The organism is Anabaena subtropica FACHB-260 (assembly GCF_014697105.1).
Taxonomy (GTDB): domain Bacteria; phylum Cyanobacteriota; class Cyanobacteriia; order Cyanobacteriales; family Nostocaceae; genus Trichormus; species Trichormus subtropicus.
On sequence record NZ_JACJRF010000020.1, the window covers coordinates 39,572 to 58,961 of the forward strand.

Annotated in this window: 15 protein-coding genes; 11 read left to right on the forward strand and 4 right to left on the reverse strand. The window is 40.7% G+C overall.

Annotation, left to right across the window (positions count from 1 at the left end):
* Positions 1 to 103 precede the first annotated feature (103 nt).
* Positions 104 to 1,057, forward strand: a complete 954-nt coding sequence (locus H6G18_RS13265) for a Rieske 2Fe-2S domain-containing protein (RefSeq protein WP_190407569.1) — start codon at positions 104 to 106, stop codon at positions 1,055 to 1,057.
* A gap of 274 nt (positions 1,058 to 1,331) precedes the next feature.
* On the opposite strand, the gene H6G18_RS13270 is transcribed toward H6G18_RS13265, so the two are convergent.
* Complete coding sequence (locus H6G18_RS13270; RefSeq protein WP_190407570.1) at positions 1,332 to 1,847, reverse strand: hypothetical protein; 516 nt, start codon at positions 1,845 to 1,847, stop codon at positions 1,332 to 1,334.
* Positions 1,848 to 2,163: 316 nt separating this feature from the next.
* Here H6G18_RS13270 and H6G18_RS13275 point away from each other — a divergent pair, with 316 nt between their 5' ends.
* From H6G18_RS13275 to H6G18_RS13290, 4 genes are all read left to right on the forward strand, one after another.
* Positions 2,164 to 4,104 (forward strand): FAD-dependent oxidoreductase, encoded by a 1,941-nt coding sequence (locus tag H6G18_RS13275; protein WP_190407571.1) that lies wholly within the window; start codon positions 2,164 to 2,166, stop codon positions 4,102 to 4,104.
* Between the two features lie 154 nt (positions 4,105 to 4,258).
* Positions 4,259 to 5,380, forward strand: a complete 1,122-nt coding sequence (locus H6G18_RS13280; protein ID WP_190407572.1) for a site-2 protease family protein — start codon at positions 4,259 to 4,261, stop codon at positions 5,378 to 5,380.
* 484 nt (positions 5,381 to 5,864) lie between these two features.
* Complete coding sequence (locus H6G18_RS13285) at positions 5,865 to 6,299, forward strand: SufE family protein (protein ID WP_190407573.1); 435 nt, start codon at positions 5,865 to 5,867, stop codon at positions 6,297 to 6,299.
* A gap of 18 nt (positions 6,300 to 6,317) precedes the next feature.
* Positions 6,318 to 7,232 carry an alpha/beta fold hydrolase gene (locus H6G18_RS13290; protein WP_190407574.1) on the forward strand — a complete coding sequence of 305 codons (915 nt, stop codon included), beginning with the start codon at positions 6,318 to 6,320 and terminating at the stop codon, positions 7,230 to 7,232.
* Between the two features lie 78 nt (positions 7,233 to 7,310).
* Here H6G18_RS13290 and H6G18_RS13295 read toward each other — a convergent pair whose 3' ends face one another.
* The 3 genes from H6G18_RS13295 to H6G18_RS13305 all read right to left on the reverse strand — a co-directional run bounded on the left by H6G18_RS13295 (position 7,311) and on the right by H6G18_RS13305 (position 10,682).
* Complete coding sequence (locus tag H6G18_RS13295; protein ID WP_190407575.1) at positions 7,311 to 8,228, reverse strand: all3515 family Zur-repressed PEP-CTERM protein; 918 nt, start codon at positions 8,226 to 8,228, stop codon at positions 7,311 to 7,313.
* Between the two features lie 141 nt (positions 8,229 to 8,369).
* Complete coding sequence (locus tag H6G18_RS13300) at positions 8,370 to 8,783, reverse strand: hypothetical protein (protein ID WP_190407576.1); 414 nt, start codon at positions 8,781 to 8,783, stop codon at positions 8,370 to 8,372.
* Between the two features lie 69 nt (positions 8,784 to 8,852).
* On the reverse strand, positions 8,853 to 10,682 hold the full coding sequence (locus H6G18_RS13305) for an ABC transporter ATP-binding protein (protein WP_190407577.1): 1,830 nt from the start codon (positions 10,680 to 10,682) through the stop codon (positions 8,853 to 8,855).
* Positions 10,683 to 11,619: 937 nt separating this feature from the next.
* Between H6G18_RS13305 and H6G18_RS13310 the strand changes: the two genes are divergently transcribed.
* The 6 genes from H6G18_RS13310 to H6G18_RS13335 all read left to right on the forward strand — a co-directional run bounded on the left by H6G18_RS13310 (position 11,620) and on the right by H6G18_RS13335 (position 19,233).
* Positions 11,620 to 11,985, forward strand: coding sequence for a hypothetical protein (locus H6G18_RS13310; RefSeq protein WP_190407578.1), 366 nt, complete (start codon positions 11,620 to 11,622; stop codon positions 11,983 to 11,985).
* Between the two features lie 197 nt (positions 11,986 to 12,182).
* Entirely contained in the window at positions 12,183 to 13,316 is a 1,134-nt protein-coding gene (locus tag H6G18_RS13315) for a TOMM precursor leader peptide-binding protein (RefSeq protein ID WP_242040299.1), read from the forward strand.
* Entirely contained in the window at positions 13,280 to 14,626 is a 1,347-nt protein-coding gene (locus tag H6G18_RS13320; protein WP_242040301.1) for a YcaO-like family protein, read from the forward strand. Before H6G18_RS13315 ends, H6G18_RS13320 begins: the two co-directional genes overlap by 37 nt.
* A gap of 18 nt (positions 14,627 to 14,644) precedes the next feature.
* On the forward strand, positions 14,645 to 15,370 hold the full coding sequence (locus H6G18_RS13325) for a SagB/ThcOx family dehydrogenase (protein ID WP_190407580.1): 726 nt from the start codon (positions 14,645 to 14,647) through the stop codon (positions 15,368 to 15,370).
* 212 nt (positions 15,371 to 15,582) lie between these two features.
* Positions 15,583 to 16,224 carry a Uma2 family endonuclease gene (locus H6G18_RS13330; RefSeq protein ID WP_190407581.1) on the forward strand — a complete coding sequence of 214 codons (642 nt, stop codon included), beginning with the start codon at positions 15,583 to 15,585 and terminating at the stop codon, positions 16,222 to 16,224.
* Positions 16,225 to 16,467: 243 nt separating this feature from the next.
* On the forward strand, positions 16,468 to 19,233 hold the full coding sequence (locus H6G18_RS13335; RefSeq protein WP_190407582.1) for a M16 family metallopeptidase: 2,766 nt from the start codon (positions 16,468 to 16,470) through the stop codon (positions 19,231 to 19,233).
* Positions 19,234 to 19,390 lie beyond the last annotated feature (157 nt).

Sequence of the window (19,390 nt, forward strand, 5' to 3'; positions counted from 1 at the left end):
CCCAGCATCTCAACACTTGGCAATTATTCTTGTGAGTAATAGCTAAATCCAACATACATAAACCAGTTTTCTAGACATTGCCAAATATTTAGGAGAAAGTGAAATGCAGCCAATTTTACCTGGTGCGCCTTGGTTGATTGCTCATAAATCAATGCTAGGAGTTAATAAACCGAATAAAATTACCTTGAATGGACAAGATTATGTAATTTGGCAGAATTCAAAAGGTGAAGTTTTTGCGATTGATAATATTTGTCCTCATCTGCAAGCACCTTTATCAAATGGTTGGGTTTGTCAAGAAAGAGGTACTATTACTTGTCCTTTTCATGCGTTAGAGTTTGATGGAAAAGGTAGACTCCATCGCACAGAAGAAAAAGACACTCAACCAATTACCAAGTCATTGGAACTAATTATTAGTAATGACTGTATTTGGACTTATGCAGGATTTGAAGCAAGATTACCTATTCCTGATTTACATCAAAGTATAAATAATGAATATGAGTTTATCGGTGTAGCGGGAGAAAAAAGCATCCAAGGAGATTTTTTAACTACTTTGATGGTCAACTATGACTATAACCATCAAAATGGTACTCATAAAGACCTATTTAGAATCACATCTTGTAAGGTTAGCTCTTTTGAGGAAAATGGCTACTACGCCAAAGTAGCCCAAGAGATTTTGAGAGCAGATAATACATTAGGAGAAATCATCAAAAATCCTGCATTAGGAATTATTCCCAAAGTTATGAATAACACTTTGGAATATGCTTTTCCTTCAACTACTGCCCTTTTTGCTAAATCTCCTATTGGCAATGTTGCTCAAGTTCACATTCTTTACCCAGAAACAGAAAATAGAACTAAGACATTTGTGCTATTTTATGCTAAGGATATTAATCCTGTAATGAAGTTATTGTTTAAAAATTCATTTTTACAAGCAGCAGGAAAAATCATAGAACAAGATACAGAGACGGTTGAAAACTTATATCCCAGACAAAAGCCAAAGATTAGATTACCTTATGAAGAGATTATGTTCTATGCAGAAAAACTCTACAGTAATTGGTGATGAAATAGAAAGAAATATTTAAGAGCAAATATTGTTAATTATTCGTAACTAATTCTAAAAAACGCTGATGATTAGATGCAGTTAAGAAGACTTTCAGAAAATAAAATATCTAAAATGTAGGGTGCGTCAGTATGAATAATTTTTTGGTACAGCTAGGTTTTCTTGCACTGACGCACCCTACTAACTGAAAGCCTTTATCCTTCGCCATATTACCCCACCCCTTCCCCCTGACAGGTGTAGGTTTGTTTAGAGGTGGGCTTCTTTGTGTCAGATTCTAGTCAGCGATCGCCCACCGCACATACGGACGAGAACGTGCTACAGTTTTATAAGTAATTAGCCGTGCTGGTGCATTAATCCTGCGTAAATCTACACGAAAGTATGCTTTTTTATTCTTAAACTCTACATTATAGAAAGCATATTCCTGTCCGCGTACTTGACCAACACAAGAAGCATAATTACTGCGTAAAGGTGAGACAAATTCTACAAAACGCTGATTATTAGATGCAGTTAACTGCGTTGTGTCTGCAAAAGCCCTAGTATCTGCTACTACTGTGTGTTCTGCACCACCTTCATAAGGTAGCCCAATCCACCATAACCCAACTGTTTGCGGACAAGTCCCACTAGTGCGCTGCACCTTAAGATTGACATTGGGTGTAAACATAGGGCCTGGCGCTGATTGTGCTTGTGCGGTAGTGGCTATAAGCTTCGTTACCCCGTAAGTAATAGTACTTAAAATGACTATTGAGCAGAAGATTTTGCCAATTTTGGTTGATTGTACCCAATTTTGCATTAATGTAAATTTTACTAATTCATACAAATAACATTGACTTGCAGAGTATGGGAAAGTGCCTAGAAAATGGAGAGTAGGCCGTAGTCTTAGTTTCTTAATTTAATACACGGACTCTCAAGAATGTACTTAACATAGAAATTAGATGATCAGGTAATTTGTTACACATTTAGCGCCAAACCATTGACAATTTTCTTGAGTCTGCAAAAATAATTCCGTTTAGGGTTAACAAAAATCAGGGAAACCATCCCGAAATTTACTGACTCATAGCCATAATTTTACGCCAGTATTTCATTGTGAAGAGTTAATTTTATCACCAATGACTTTATTACCCAATTTGCCAGAATCTACTAATTTCTCCCGTCGCACACTGCTGAAGGTGTTTGGTGTTGGTGCAGTTGCAGGAGTAACAGGATACTCTCGGTTTACAAAACCAAAGCCAACGGTGTTCCAAAAAGATACCTTAAATTTACCACGGGTACTGAATCAAGCAAAAAGTGTCATCGTGATTGGGGGTGGTTTGGCAGGTTTAGCCTGTGCGTATGAATTGAGTCAACGGGGGTTTGCCGTTACACTTGTAGAAAAATCACCCCAACTAGGCGGTAAAATTGCTAGTTGGCAAATTGAAGCCGTGGGTGAAACCTTCATGATGGAACATGGCTTTCATGGATTTTTTCCCCAGTATTATAATTTGAAAAGTATAGTTGCAGAACTGGGAATCAAAGATAATTTTCAATCGTTAAATTTTTATTCGGTTGTTTATCGAGGTGATAAATACAAACCAGAAGTATTCCGTCCTAGTCATTCAGCATTTCCTTGGAATATTGTAGACTTAGCGATCGCTTCTCCTAACCGCCTCCAATGGGGGATTAATTTAACTAAATTTAAACACTTACAAGTATTCCAAGCAATCACAGGTTTTCAGCGAGATAAGAACTATCAACGCTTTGATAATATATCGGTTGCTGATTGGGTGAAAACAGAATTTCCTCAAGGTTTATACGACTTGTATTTTCTGCCATTTGCTAAGTCTAGTTTGAATGCACCAGATACTATGAGTGTGGGAGAATTAATGCAATTCTTCCATTTTTACTTTTTTGGTAATCCAGAGGGACTAGCTTTTAATGGTACGAAAGACGATATGGGGACAAGTTTAGTCCAACCCATCGCCAAGAATATTCAAAATAATGACGGTAAAGTTATCACCGATGCTACAGTCAGCGAAATTAAATATCAGGATGGTAAAATCCAAGAATTGAAATATTATGTTGGTAGTAATCAAACTAATGTACCTTTTTGGGTAAAACGAAACTCAATTATTACTGAAGAGAAAACAGAATATTTTGGTGCGGCTGATGAAGTATTTGCTTTAGAATCTGGTAGTGAATCAGCAATTTCTCTAACTTGCACTCACCAAGGTTGTACTGTCAAAAAATCCGCCGATGGAAAGTTTCGTTGTCCTTGTCATGGGGCAGAATTTGCGGCTGATGGTAGAGTTATCAAAGGCCCAGCTAAACGAGATTTACAAAAGTTGCAAGTTGTCCAGAAACAGCATGATGAATTGCAACTATTAGCCACAAGTAATGATGCACCTTTACCGGAAACAATTACCGCAGATTATTATGTCTTTGCTACCGATGTCCCTGGGGTACAGCAATTATTTAAGCAGATTAGTGGTGATGTAGAACCAAGAGTGCGATCGCAAGTGGAAAAATTAAGTATCGCTGATCCTTTTGCTGTGTGTCGTTTTTGGTTTGATCAAGATTTTGAGTGGGAACAAAGTAATTTTACTTCTCTATCCGGATACCAATTAACCGACAGCATCACCCTATATCATCGCATTCAACAACAATTCATTGATTGGTCACAAAAAACTGGTGGTAGTGTGATAGAGTTGCACGCTTACTGTTACAAAGAAAAAGAATTTCCCACACAGGAAGCGTTGTTAACAACCTTTGAAAATGAACTTTATCAGATAGTTCCTGAGTTGCAACAAGCAAAGTTACTGCATCGGGAATTGGTGAATCAACATAACTTTTCTGGTTATCCACCCAATAGTTATGGAGAACGTCCAGAAACCAATAGTAATATTTCTAATTTATTTTTTGCTGGTGATTGGGTGAAAATGCCCTTCCCCTGCGGTTTAATGGAACGCGCCGTGAGTAGCGGTTTATTAGCAGCCAATGAGATTTTACACCGGGAAGGTTTGCAGAGGCGATCGCTCCTCTCGGTGAATCCAGAGGGATTATTGCAAATTTAGCCCCTGAAAACAAAAATACCCGAAAAACCACACCTAAACAGACGGACACCACTACCATGAGAAAGATTAAAATTGCTTAACACTTCGTTACACTGAGAACAGCGAGTGAAGACAAACACAAAACACTCGCACTTTGCAATTCTAGGTAAACGACATGAATGGCACAATTCGCGTTGGTAATCTCTTCGGTATTCCTTTTTATATCCATCCGTCCTGGTTTTTAGTTCTGGGCTTAGTCACCTGGAGTTATGGCGGTGGACTCTCAGCGCAATTTCCCCAATTATCCGGGGGATTGGCTTTGATACTGGGATTGACGACAGCGTTGTTATTGTTTGCTTCTGTCGTCGCCCATGAATTAGGACATAGCTTTGTCGCCATCCGTCAAGGAATTAACGTCAACTCCATCACACTATTTATATTTGGTGGTTTGGCTAGTTTAGAACAAGAATCAAAAACACCAGCCGGAGCCTTTTGGGTAGCGATCGCTGGGCCTCTAGTCAGTTTATTATTGTGTGGTATCGTCACAATCATCGGTGTGACTACCTCCATCACAGGGCCGTTGGCTGCAATTCTAGGAGTTCTAGCCTCAGTCAACCTAGCATTAGCATTGTTTAACCTGATTCCTGGCTTACCCTTGGATGGCGGAAACATTCTCAAAGCGATCGTTTGGAAATTAACAGGTAATCCCTACAAAGGCGTCACCTTTGCTAGTCGAGTTGGACAAATCTTTGGTTGGATAGCGATCGCCTCTGGTATCTTCCCCATACTATACTTTGGTAGCTTCGCCAACGTCTGGAATTTATTAATCGGCTTCTTCTTACTGCAAAATGCAGGTAATTCAGCCCAATTTGCTAGAGTACAAGAAAAATTGACAGGCTTAACAGCCGCAGATGCTGTAACCACTGATAGCCCCGTTGTTTGCGACCATCTCAGCTTGAGAGAATTTGCTGATGAACAAATCGTTCAGGGACAAAACTGGCGACGGTTTTTAGTCACCAATAATGAAGGACAATTAGTAGGTGCGATCGCTCTTGATGACTTGCGAACCATTCCTACTACATTGTGGGCTGAAACCCAAATTCAACAAGTCATGCGCCCGATTCAGTCCGTAACCATCAAATCAAATCAGCCATTGTTAGAAGTAGTCCAACTACTTGAACAACAAAAATTGTCTACCCTACCCGTAATTCATGACAACGGTGTGCTAGTAGGAATTTTAGAAAAAGCCGCAATTATCCAGTTATTGCGAAACGGCACCCAACCTAACCCTGCATAGTTTTAGCATCGAAAAAACGCTTCTTTTTTCCTATCCTTCAGAGATTCTGGGGGATTTTTTTGATCTATGAATTTATACTGCACCAAATAGAGAAATGCTGCAAAATATTTGTACACTCTCTATAGATAGATGAATTGAAGTACTACAACAACTAAATTAGCAATGTATGGTAAACTCTTGGTATGTATGGGCTTGGTGTTTTGCCAAGCCTATTTTATTTTTGATAAGTTTATATCTTGCATTAGATTTTTAGCTCACCCAGAAATAAATTTTTTAGCTAATAGTTAAAATGGAACATTATTTGAGTCAGTTTTAACTGACTTTTGCTATTAGCCTGAGAGTAAATTAAGTGCAGCCTCACATAAAATTAGTATAAATCTTGTCTGACAGTTTGATGATCAGCCAAAAACATACATACATCACTTACCGAAGTACAGTAGATAATCTAAACTCAAAGTGAGATCGATTATTTGCAGATGATTTTATGTCTTCAACTTTAGATTCTTTACCACCAGCACTAGCTAAAATTGTCCAACGCTTTCAACGTGCTACCGAACCCAAGCGACGCTATGAACAATTAATCTGGTATGCACAAAAGTTGCCAGAGTTTCCCGAAACCGATAAAGTGCCAGAAAATAAGGTTCCTGGTTGTGTTTCCCAAGTTTACGTAACTGCCAACTTGAATGATGGTAAAGTTGCGTACCAAGGAGATTCTGATTCCCAATTAACCAAGGGATTAGTCGCGCTGTTAATTGAAGGATTAAATGGGCTGACTCCCACAGAAATTGTCACACTGACTCCAGATTTCATCCAAGCCACAGGCTTAAACGTCAGTTTGACACCTTCCCGCGCCAATGGATTTTACAACATATTTAAAACCATGCAAAAAAAGGCGCTGGAATGTAAGTTAGAACCATAGGGTTGATGATGCAAAATTATGTCTACCAATTTATTGTCCACCTCTGAACCTACTGGATTTGGTGGAGTAGTTGATGAATTTATCTGGCAATGGGAAGGTCAACCATTACGTGTGGTTTATGAAACCCTTGGTCAAGGTTCGCCACTGTTATTATTACCAGCTTTTAGCAGTGTATCTACCCGTGTAGAAATGGGGGAAATGGCTAGATTACTAGCTCCCCATTTTCAAGTAGTAGCAGTAGATTGGCCAGGATTCGGCGAATCTTCTCGCCCTGGCTTAGATTATCGACCAGAAATTTATCAACAATTTCTGGAAGATTTTGTAAAAACTGTTTTCTCTACCCCAATTACCGTGTTAGCGGCTGGTCATGCGGCTAGTTATGTGTTGCTACTAGCGCAAAAACAGCCAAATGCTTTTTCGCGCATCGTTTTAACTGCACCCACTTGGCGCGGTCCCTTGCCGACAATGGGAGCAAATCAACAGGTAGCTGGTATAGTGAGGGGATTAGTGCGATCGCCCATACTAGGACAAATCCTCTACAAACTTAACACCACACCTTCCTTCTTAAATTTCATGTACCGCCGTCACGTTTTCACCGACGCGGATAGACTCACACCCAATTTCATCGAGAAAAAGTGGCAAACAACTCAACAACCAGGAGCCAGATTTGCTTCTGCGGCTTTTGTCACTGGTAATATTGACGCTGTACACAATCAATCTGATTTTCTGCAACTAGTCCAGTCCTTATCTGTACCCCTCATGGTAGTGATTGGAGAATCCAGTCCACCCAAATCACGGGAAGAAATGAACGCTGTAGCCGCCATACCCGGAGTGCAAAGTGCAGTCATTCCCGGTTCCTTAGGATTGCATGAGGAATACCCAGCAGCTATTTTTGCCGCTATTGAAGATTTTTTATTTACCGAGAGTGATTAAAGAGGTTCGTAGTAAGGACTTTAGTTCTGATTTTTCTAAGGACTAAAGTCCTTACTACAAACTTGCTTATTTCCAAGATTATTTCAAATTTTTTACAGTCCGTTTTTTTAGTTGAGATAAAGAAAAACCCAGTAAACCCAATAGTCCTAAACTAACAGTGGTTGAAGGTTCAGGTACTTGTTCAACTCGGAAATCAAAACTAAATGTACCAGACTCTAGTAAGGGAGTGCGACTACTATTTGTACTGATATCCACAAGTTTGAATGTTGCTGAATATTTACCTAGTGTTGCTGCTGCATCAGTCCAGAATTTAGGCTTAAAAGTAAAATCATCACCAGTGCCGATGGTATAAATATCACCAACGGAATTGAAAATATTTACACCCGTCTCATCAGCAATATTTAATCCACTACTAATTTCCAGCAACTGTAGACCAATAGTTGCACCTGTTAAGGATGATTGCCAACGACCGCCAGAGCTATTAAATAAATATTGGTCATCTTCATCTGTAGCAGTTGCGAGGGTTGCTATAGATTCTATTTTGATATTGCTATATTCTTCCCCTGTTGCAGTATTAACTAAGCGACCAGAAAAGGCTCCTTTACCAGGAAGTAATTGCAAAGGTAATTGTCCTGTATATGTCTCAGGGATTCTGTTATTTGTATTGCTTGGGTTAATTGTTGGACTATCTAGAAGACCTGAATAGCTATAAACTCCAATACCGTGAAAGTGATTGGTAGTAAAATCTTCTTCCCGATGTGCAAATAAAAATGTCAACCGATTATAGTTGGGGTTCTCTAATCCCGCATACATACCACCAGTAAGAACCCTTAAACCATCCAACCCGATATAATACTCAGTTTCATCCGCATGATTGTGAGTACCATGAGCTTGTGCTGGTGCAATATTGCTAGATAACACGACTGGGGTTGCAACTAAAAAACTTGCGACCACTGAAGCAGATGCTCGCCCTATTTGAATGCTATGTAAAGCCACTGTGCTTTTTCCTGAAGTATTATTTACTTGTGATAACGATTATCATTATTTTCATATAGCTGTCAATGAAGAATGTATTAAGAAATCAATGTTAATTTTTAAAAATAAATTGTAAATATTTACTGAGAAAGGTAACTTTTGCTAGATTTTATTCTGTTCTTGATTATTCTGAAAAACCAGTAATGCTAGTGCTGCCAGTTCTGGAATCAGTGCGGCAATTGCGGTAAGCTTTAGCGACCAAGTTTGTGTTTCATTAAACAAACCGGCTACACTACTCAAGTGTGCAGATAAGATATCTGTCATATCTATCGCCACACAAGCCAATAAAAGCACTTTCACACTGTTTTTATTGGCAAATGCAACAAGCAAGGCCAGGACGACATCTCTGATAGCCCAAACGCGGATGATGTAGGGCATTTGGATATTGGAAGTTAAGGGAATATCCAATTGTGTCATTAGCCACTGTGGATCAGCATAAGCGATCGCACTCAGAGAAAATCGAATGATGCACATCACACCTATCAGAACAGCGACGTACCAGATTTGATTCCTCATTGGCAATTTTGGACTAAATTCTATTTAACATCATAACTAGTTAATTATACTGAAAATTTGCCTTCTTTTTCAGCTTGATTGTAGATCAGAAATACCGTAATGTTGCGCCTGCATATTCCATAGCGCCGTATATTCGCCACCACTTTGTAAAAGTGCCTGATGAGTGCCATCCTCAATTAAATGACCATCTTTAAGGACTAAAATTCTGTCAGCCATCCGCACCGAAGCCAATCTGTGGGTAATGAGGATGGTAGTTTTGCCCTCGGTCAGCGCAATAAAACGGAGGTAGAAATCATATTCACTACGGGGGTCAAGTGCAGCAGTAGGCTCATCTAAGAGTAGTAATTGAGCCTCTTGACGGACAAAAGCGCGAGCTAGAGCTAACTTTTGCCACTGACCACCAGAAAGTTCTGTACCGCCAAACTGCTTACCTAGTGGTGTATCCTCCCTTGTGGGAAAATGATCAACTAGTCTGACGATATCAGCTTTTTCCATCGCGTATCTGAGAATATCTGGATGCTCTAGAGCAGCTAGGTTTCCTAAAGCAATATTTTCGCCCAAGGTGAGCGCATAGTGACCAAAATCTTGAAAAACCCCAGCAATTTGCTGCCGCCACTGCTCTAAATTGAAATTTCTGAGGTCTATACCATCAACTAAAATACTTCCTGATGTTGGATCGTATAACCTAGTCAGCAACTTCACTAAAGTAGTTTTACCTGCCCCATTTTCCCCTACTATGGCTACTGTTTGCCCAGGATGCAGGGTAAAAGAAATATTCTGGAGGGCTAATCGACCATCTGGGTAGTGAAAGTCAACTTTCTCAAAAGTAATACCTGAACGAATGGGAGTTGGGACTTTTACCCCAGGTATGCTTAGTGGCATAGGGATAGGGCTATCGAGAAAGTTAAAAAACTGCTGCATATAGAGAACATTTTCAAACAAATCTAGCCAATTACCTACAAATCCTTCTAGATTATTTTGGAAGTAAGTTAATGACTGTACGAAAAGAAGTACACTTCCTGGGCTTAATTCTCCTCTAAAAGCCTTTTGTACCACCCAGTAGAAAGAAAAACCATTGCCTAAAGTACTAAGAATAGCTAAACTAGACGACCAAAATGCTTGTTTCCCCCTCAGATGACGCATAGATTGATGTAAAGACTGAAATGCTTGCAGGTAACGCTCCATAAAAAACGAACCTAGCCCAAATAATCTGATTTCTTTGGCATAGGTGTCAGTCAGCATCACCGAAGTGTAATATTCCATTCTCCGAGCTTGGGGGCTATTTTCAAATAAAGTTAGCCAAATAGTTCTTCCATACTGGGAAGAAACCACTACCTGGGGTATAGTAGCGATCGCAATCACCAATGGTATCCAAAAAGCTAGAGGAACTAGTAGCCCGACTATCACAATGAAAGTCACAAAAGATCGAGTTAATTCAACCAAATTCTCCAGTAAGCTCAACGGTTTATAGCTGACTTGTTGTTGGAGAAGTTGCAACTCATCATAAAACTGAGCATCTTCAAAACGGCTCAGGTCTGAAAAAGTATCAGCTTTCCGCATTAATAATAAGCTAATGTGAGCCGTTAACTTGTCATTGAGATTTCCCTGAAGTGCGGATATCCAAGGATACAGAAGCGTTTCTAGTAGCAAAGCCCCAACCCATCCTGCTACCAAAGGGGCAAGAATTGCATAGCCTAATTCTCTACCAGTTGTTAAGGCTGTGGCTACAGTATCTACCACTAGCTTGGTAATCCAAACACTTATAGCAGGAAGAAACCCCTGTATTAAAGTAACAGCGACAAGAAAGACCATTTCCTTCGGTGCTGCTGTCCATAATAAAGGCAGAGAACGAAATAAAGCTCTAGAGTAGTCTTCAATCCAAACTCTTAAATCGCTCATCAATTAAACCTAATTTTTATTTAGATAATTCTCTAATTTCAAACAGGTTGGATTCTGTTATCTATTATTATTAGTACCCCTGATAAAGTTTTATCTCCACTTCTAGAGGATGAATATATCAAAAATAGTTAACATCTATTCACCTGAGAATGTACACAGATATCAAAACAACCTAGTATATTCCAGGATGGGCGACGGAGTTCAATTCTATAATTAAAGATTCATGAAATACCTATGAGGTATCTAGCCTAAAATGAATTTATTAGAAAAACTCCGGCGTGTAATCGTAGTATAGTCAATTTACTAAAATGGTAATCATAAAGGAATAGCATCACATTTTCAGACAAGCTGACCACTACTGTGGGAAAATCACTTTTAACTCTTAGATTACCTGGTCTTTCAGGTTTTTTTATTTAAATAATGCAAGATGGCAGATATTCATAAGCTTTATCAACCAAGAAAATAATCTTACTCAGGAAAGAATCTAACTACTATCAATAGTAAAAAAGATACTTCTTGGGAAAGAACAAAAAACCATAGAAGAAGATATTGTTGTAAGAACCAAAGGGTCATAAAAGACATCATTGATCACAGTGATAGCAGCAAAAATCTTCTTAAATGTAAGATTTTGAGGGACATAAATCCTATTTGGAATTTTGCGTCACTTATAAACAAGTGATTTTGACCTTTTGTAGGCTAGTAAAACTCTAAATAAGCGCCTGAATTTTTGTTTTTGTTTAGCTAGACCTGTAAAGGGATGATAGTTAAGAATTAAGCGTTGTCTTGTTTTCTGGTCATTCCTTCCTACTCACTTGTTTAAATACCTATTCTTCCGTGAAAATTGCCTGACTCAAAAACGTCAGAAAAAATTTTTCCCGGACTCGAATGCAGATTTACAGACAGACATTGAATTGTAAATTCAAAGGAGTAAGGAATCATGCTTGCAGAAAAAACACTGACTCAACAAACAATAGAAATGCGTCTGGTAGACAAAGCAGACAAACTAGAACAACTTCTGTTGTCTGATGAGGAAATAGCAGCTTTAGAAAAATTACAAATACCAGGATTTCTTGATTCTGCAACCAATCAAAGATGGTTTGCTAATTGTGGTGGTTGTGGTGGCTGTGGAGGATGTAGACCTTGTGGTGGTTGCGGGGGATGTAGACCTTGTGTTGGATGTAGACCTTGTGGAGGATGTAGACCTTGTGGAGGATGTAAACCTTGTCATGGATGTAGATTTGGCGCTAGTGGAACCGTATCAGACGAGATAGAAGAAACTGATGATATGGAATTTGGATACTAACCCAAGTTGCTAGTTATCTAGTTGTGGCTGGTAATGGGTAACAGGTAATTATTTTCTCTGCCACTTGTTATACCAATTGGAAAAATGATGACGACAGATGGACAGAGAAAACCCAAATTCACCAAGCGGTTTTCAATCCAAAATCGTGTTACCTGTTACCTTCCATTTAATTCAGTGGAACTGGGGACAATCAAACAATGCTTATGAAATTAAACGATAATAAGCGGCTGCGTCTACTAGAACACGTCGTCATTCACGTTATCCCGTCAGATTGCAATGACGAAGAAACTATGATTTTCAATACGACGCGGCGAACATTGACAGTGAAGGGTCAAGCACTGCATGATGTGGAAAAGATTGTATTCCCTTTACTAGATGGCTCCCAAACAATAGGAGAAATCCGGGCTGTCATTGGGGAAAAATTGACAGATTCTTCACTGAATCAATGTTTGGAATTTTTGATTGACAATCGCTTGGTAGAGGAGTTTCTGGAGGATCAGCTTGATTTAGATAGTCATGCTTATTTACTCCCTCAGCTCAGTCTTTATCATGAGTTAGGCTTTGACCAAAGGGATGCTCAGAAGCATTTAGCTAACGCTAGGATTGCTGTTTTCGGACTTAGAGGTTCAGGGTTGGTAGCAGCAACAAATCTAGCTACTGCGGGTATCGGTTTTCTCCGTCTGTGCGATGATGCCTACATACTTGCGTCTGATTCCCTGATGATGACAGACTCAGTATCTAATAAAATCGGTGCTTTTCGAGGTGTAGAAGCAGCCCGACAGATCGAAGCGATCGCCAAATCTACCCAAACTGAGATTGTCACAGATCCTTTAACTAACGATGAAACAGTCAATCCTTTGCTTGATGATGTTGACTTGGTAATTGTCGCTACCGATGCAGTATCAGTTAATTTAGCCTACCGCCTGAATAGATTATGCCTAAAGATGCAGCGCCCATTGCTACCGGGGGGCGCTGCTGGTGTTGAGGGAACTGTAGGGCCTTTGGTCTTTGCTCAGGACGGCCCTTGCTATCTCTGCTATCGGATGCGATCTATGGCTTGTGCCAAACTTCCAGAGGCAGAATTAGCAATTGAGCAGTTGCTTAACCGAGAACGGCGTTCTCAACCACGGCTACGAGAAAATTTACCGATCGCCCAAATGTTGGTTGGTAGTTACTTAGCTCTTGATGCTTTGAAAATGTTGCTTGGACTAGCGATCGCCACTGATGGGAAAATGCTACATCTAGACTTGCTCGGCACAAAGCTGACTCACAATGTTGTGCTAAAAAAACCAGGTTGTCCCCATTGTTCCCGAAAACAGGAGAGAACATAGTGAATGCAGCGATCGCTAGTCCACGCTGGCGCGATTTAGTTAGCCCCCATACGGGAATTATCCGCACCATCAATAGGTTCACCAAGCCTTATACAGAGTTTGAGTTTCCAGTTTTGTGGCAAGCTGAATTAGCAAATTTCCAGCTTCGCCAACAGCAGGAGGATTTACGCTCTGGCGTAGGCAGGGGTATGACTGATGAGCAAGCAATTATTGGTGCTGTTGGCGAAGCCGTAGAGAGATACTGCGGTAGTATTGTTGACTATAGGCAGATGATTGTTAGTAACTACGAAGATTTAGGTGAGTGCGCCGTCCAACCTCCCGCTTTTTTCTCTTTTTCTGACAAACAATACTCTGAACCCAATTTTCCTTATCCAGCTTTTGATCCGACAATCCAGACTTCATGGATTTCCGCCCTGGCGCTGGCAAGCAACCAAAAAGTTTTAGTCCCAGCTTGCTTAGTTTATTTAGACTGGGAAAGTGATCAACCAGGAGATTTTATTTTACCTGCCAGTTCTAATGGTATGGCTAGTGGCCCTTCTCTAGAGTTTGCTGCTTATAGCGGCTTGTGTGAGTTGATTGAGCGCGATGCTTTCATAATTACGTGGTTAAATCGCTTACCTGCTCCCCGCATCTATTTTGATCACCGACCAGGAATTGAAACCGAATTTGCCCGCCACTACGCCAGATTTGATATTGAGTTAGTTGCTTTTGATTTGACTACTGATATTCAAGTCCCTGTTGTGATGGCCATGATCATTGACCGTTCAGGGAAAAGTCCGGCTGTAGCCACTGGTCTAGGATGTCATCTGGATGGATCTACAGCCCTCCGCAAGGCCATATTTGAAGTTTGTCAATCCCGCTTCGGTGACATCAATCGCATGGCTGGCGGCGCTGGTGCTAATCTCCATAAATACGATGATGTTAAATATTTGGATGATCATAGTGCTTTCTTCTACACCACAGATCGGTTAGGTGAGTTGGACTTTTTGTTTGCTCATGACCAATGTCTCAAAGCCGAAGATTTACCAACTTACACTTCTCAAGTAGAAACAGAAAAGTTGCAATCAGTAATTACCAAGCTGCGTTCAGTCGGTAGCGAATCATATTTAGTGGAAATGACTACCCCTGATATTGCATCCCTTGGTTTCCGAGTAGTGCGGACTTTGGCCAGTGAACTAATTCCCATATATTTTGGTTACGGACAAGAACCATTGGGTACTCGGCGGTTGTTTGAGGTGCCAGAAAGGTTAGGTTATGGGGGACGACGTACAGAAAAAGACTTGAATCCTTGCCCACATCCTATGGCTTAAAACGAGGAAATCGCAACAATGTACCAAGCCAATGAACCTTTGGAGTTAGCTCTTCTATATCATTTAAACTCTCCAGTACCTAAAAGTTATGTCAAGCGTGTTCCGGCTACTGAACTGCGGTATATGCCGGAGGCTCCTTTTCTAGAACTGCCGAAAGCACCAGGTGATAACCCTTTGACTGAGCTTTTGCGGCGACGCTATTCTGTGCGATCGTTTGAGAATAAAGTTATGCCACTTACTTCCTTGGCTCAGTTGCTTGATGCAGGATGTGGAGTTAACGGGTTACGTCAAGTAGAAGGTCAATTCTATGAAGGTCGTAACTCCCCGTCTGCGGGAGGACTGTATCCGATGGAAATTTTTGTTTCCACACAAGCAGTTGCAGATTTAACGCCCGGACTATATCATTATGAACCACGAGGACACGGGCTACATCGGGTCAGTGAAGCAGTTCCCACAGACTTTGTAGAACCTTTATTGCAGCAAGATTATATTGTAAATGCCAATGTTCTATTTTTCCTCACATCTGTTTTTATGCGATCGATGGGCAAATATGGTGCGCGTGGCTACCGCTTTGCGCTTTTGGAAGCTGGTCATCAGGCAGAAAATATATGTCTGATGGCTGTGCAGTTGGGACTTGGTAGTCTTTGTCTAGGTGGGTTCTATGACATGGGTATAAATGCTATGTTGGGTATTGATGGACAGCGTCATGCTGCGCTTTACTGTGTCGCTGTTGGTAGTTATTAATGAGTAATGAGTAATGAGTAATGAGTAAGGAGTAAGGAGTAAGGAGTAAGGAGTAATGAGTAATGAGTATTTACTTATTACTTTAAGGCCGTCGTAGAACGACGGGGTTTTAGACCTAATTTTTTGATAACAATTGATAGGATTAAGTTAAGATAAGTTTTTAGCTAATCAATCATCAGTACTAAATTGCTCACTGATGAAAGCGAAGAGTTATGCTATTAACTGAACATCGCGCTGATCGAGTGGTTCTATACAATATCAGTTGGCAACAATTTGAAAACTTATTGGTAGACTTAGGTGAAAGTCGGGCAGCCAGGATAGCTTATGATGATGGTACGTTAGAAATCGTGACACCATTACCAGAACACGAATATTACAAAGAAATAATTGGTGACATCATCAAAGATACGGCTGAAGTTTTAGAGCTAGATTTTGAATGTTATGGCTTAACTACATGGAGACGAGAACTAAAAAAGGCTGGGATAGAATCTGATAATTGTTTTTACTTCCAAAACGAAGCTTTAGTTCGAGGTAAGCTCAAGTTTGATTTAAATCAAGACCCACCACCTGATTTAGCTTTAGAAATTGATCTCACCAGTAAATCTTTAGATCGCTTTCCCATCTATGGGCGGTTAGGTGTACCTGAAATTTGGTCTTATGACACTGGAGAAATCAAGATTTATCAGTTGCAAGGTGAAGAATATATCGAAAGCGAAACAAGTTTAGTGTTTCCTCTTCTGAACATTCAAGAAATTCCCTCATTAATTGAAAGATATCGTATGGCAGGAAGACTGGTTTTCCGGCAAGTAATCAGGGAATGGGTAAAGGGACAGATGGGTGAAAAAGACACCTAATCTCTTGGTCAACAAGAGGCAGGGGGCAGGGGGAAGGGAGCAGGGGGAAACCCCATCCATGTAGCTTGCTTCCCCGTAGGGGTATGGAGGGGTATGAGACCCAATGGCAGGGGGAATTCCAGAATCTTTCTCCTAGCAAGAACTGCTCCCCGCTCCCCTGCCTCTTCGGTCAAAAGTCAAAAGAATCAGAGACGATGAGAGCGATCGCTCGTTACACTAATAACTTAAAAGTGTACATCGTCTATGAAACTACGTTTATATATGCTGATAGGTTTTGTCCTCAGCCTTTTGTTTAGTATTTTGCCTATTGCGGGTAATTTTACTTATGCAGCAACACCTACACCAGATGTTGCACCTGTATCTGGTCTATCCTTTACCCAAGGAGTACAAAAAACTCGATTAAATAACGGTTTAACTGTCCTCACTAAGGAAGTGCATACTGCGCCAGTGGTGAGTGTACAGGTTTGGTATAAAGTTGGTTCACGCAATGAGCAGAAGGGAGAAAGTGGTATTTCTCACCAGCTTGAGCATTTGATGTTCAAGGGTACTACTGACCGTCCAGTACAGTTTGGACGTTTATTTAGTGCTTTGGGTAGTCAATTTAATGCTTTCACCAGCTACGACGAAACGGCTTATTTTGGCACAGTGCAGAGAGATAAACTCAAAGCACTGCTAATCCTAGAAGCAGACCGCATGGAAAATGCTTTAATTGGTGCAGAAGAATTAATTAGTGAAAAACGGGTAGTAATTTCTGAGTTACAAGGGTATGAAAACTCACCTAATTATCGGTTAAGTCGGGCAGTGATGCAGGCTGCTTTCCCCAACCGCGCCTATGGTTTACCTGTCGGTGGAACTAAAGCCGATGTTGAACAATTTACTCTGGAGCAGGTAAGGAACTATTACCAAACTTATTACAGTCCAGATAATGCCACTTTGGTTATTACCGGAGACTTTGACACAATACCTACACTCAAGACTGTCAAAGAAGTGTTTGGAAAATTACCACGGCGAGGACAGGCGAAGGAAGGCGATAAAAAAACTCTTGTTGCTGCATCTTCTACAAAAGCGCCAATTGTCCTCAAGCAGCCAGGAAGTGCAGCATTATTGCAAGCTGTGTATCCCTTACCAGATGTCAAACATCCTGATGTACCGACAATTGATGTGATGGATGCTATCCTCACTGGTGGGCGGAGTTCTAGACTTTATCAGGCTTTGGTAGAGTCTGGGCTTGTCAGTTCTGTTAGTGGTAGTGCAGTGGAACTGATCGAGCCTGGCTGGTATGAGATTAGTGCAACTGCGGCTCAAGGACAAGAGTTAGTAAAAATTAACCAAGTATTGCAAGCATCTTTACAGGAACTACAACAGCAACCGGTTTCCACCGCAGAGTTGAATCGGGCGAAAACACAATTACAAGCCTCGTTTATTTTGGGGAATCAGGACATTACCAGCCAAGCCAGTCAATTAGGATATAGCCAAACAATAGCGGGTGATTATCACTACATTGAACAATATTTGAGTGCGATCGCCAAGGTGACACCAAATGATATCCAACGAGTAGCGAAAACCTACCTCAACCCGACAAAACAAACTATCGGTTATTTTGAACCAACCCAATTAGATAGTGAACCCGCAATTTCTGATGCTTCCGGTCGCACTGTAGAAAAATTCGACCCTGGTCAGCCAGTAGACCCCGCAGAATTAGCTAAATATTTGCCTGCGGCTACATCAACTACAGATACTAGTAAACAATCTTTACCTCAGCAATTTTCTCTGACAAATGGTTTGCGCCTACTATTATTACCTGATCATAGTGTTCCCACTGTTAACTTGAGTGGACAAGTGAACGCAGGGAATGAGTTTGATGGTAATAAAAAAGCTGGACTGGCAAATCTCACTGCTAGTAATTTATTGAATGGGACACGGACGAAAAATGCTTTGGCTTTGGCAGAAGTTTTAGAAGACCGGGGAGCCAGTTTAAATTTTACTGCTGGTCGTGAAGGCGTGAATATTAGCGGTCAAGGCTTATCCGCAAATCTGCCGATATTAGTGCAGACTTTGGCAGATGTGTTACAGAATGCTTCCTTTCCCCCAGAACAGTTAGAACTCAGTCGCCAAAGGGCATTGATTAACCTCAAAGCCCAGTTAGATGACCCTGGAAGCTTGGGAAGAAGGGTATTTCAGCAAGCAATTTACCCAGAAAATCATCCCTTTTACAGCTTCCCCACAGAAGCAAGTTTAAAAAGTATTACCCGTGATGATGTTGTTCGTTTCTACCGTCAATATTATCGACCAGATACGACAACGATCGCTCTTGTGGGAGATTTTGAACCAGAAAAGGTCAAGCAGTTACTCACTCAAGCTTTTCGCAAATGGCAAGCGATTGATCAACCGCCAACGCTAAAGGTATCGAATGTGTCATCGCCGACAAATTTAACTAGGATTAACAAGGTAATTCCAGGTAAAGCTGAAGCCGTGACATATATTGGTTACAGTGGTATTTCTCGTAAAGACCCGCGTTATTATGCCGCATTAATACTGAATCAAATATTGGGCGGCGATACCTTATCTAGCCGCTTAGGTACAGAGATACGCGATCGCCTGGGTTTGACTTATGGTATTTATAGTGGGTTTGCGGCTGGCGTAAATCCTGGCCCCTTCTTGATTCAAATGCAGACAGCCCCAACAGATGCAGATCAAGCGATCGCTAGTACAATAGCTTTACTCAAGCAATTACGCGGTAAAGGTGTAACTGAGGCAGAGTTCAATACAGCCAAACGCTCAATTACCAATAGTTACCCTGTAGAGTTAGCTAATCCCAGTGATGTCTCCAGCATTATTTTAGATAACGCTGTTTATGGCTTATCAGTAGGAGAACTCCAAGAGTTTCCCCAACGTATCCAAGCTGTGACTATGGCTGATGTGCAGCAAGCAATTCAAGATTTGATTAAGCCTGAGAATTTGATAGTTGTAACGGCTGGGCCGATATCAATTCAAAATTCAAAACTATAGCGGTTTGCAGTTGAGTCAAATATTAGACCTAACCTCCAGCCCCTTCCCTTGTAGGGAAGGGGAGTAAGTCTCTCTCCTTGTAGGAAAGATGTCAGTTTCAGCTAAAAAGTCCTATATGAACGGACTTTTTAGCTTTTTTTGGTACAGGATGTGAGCA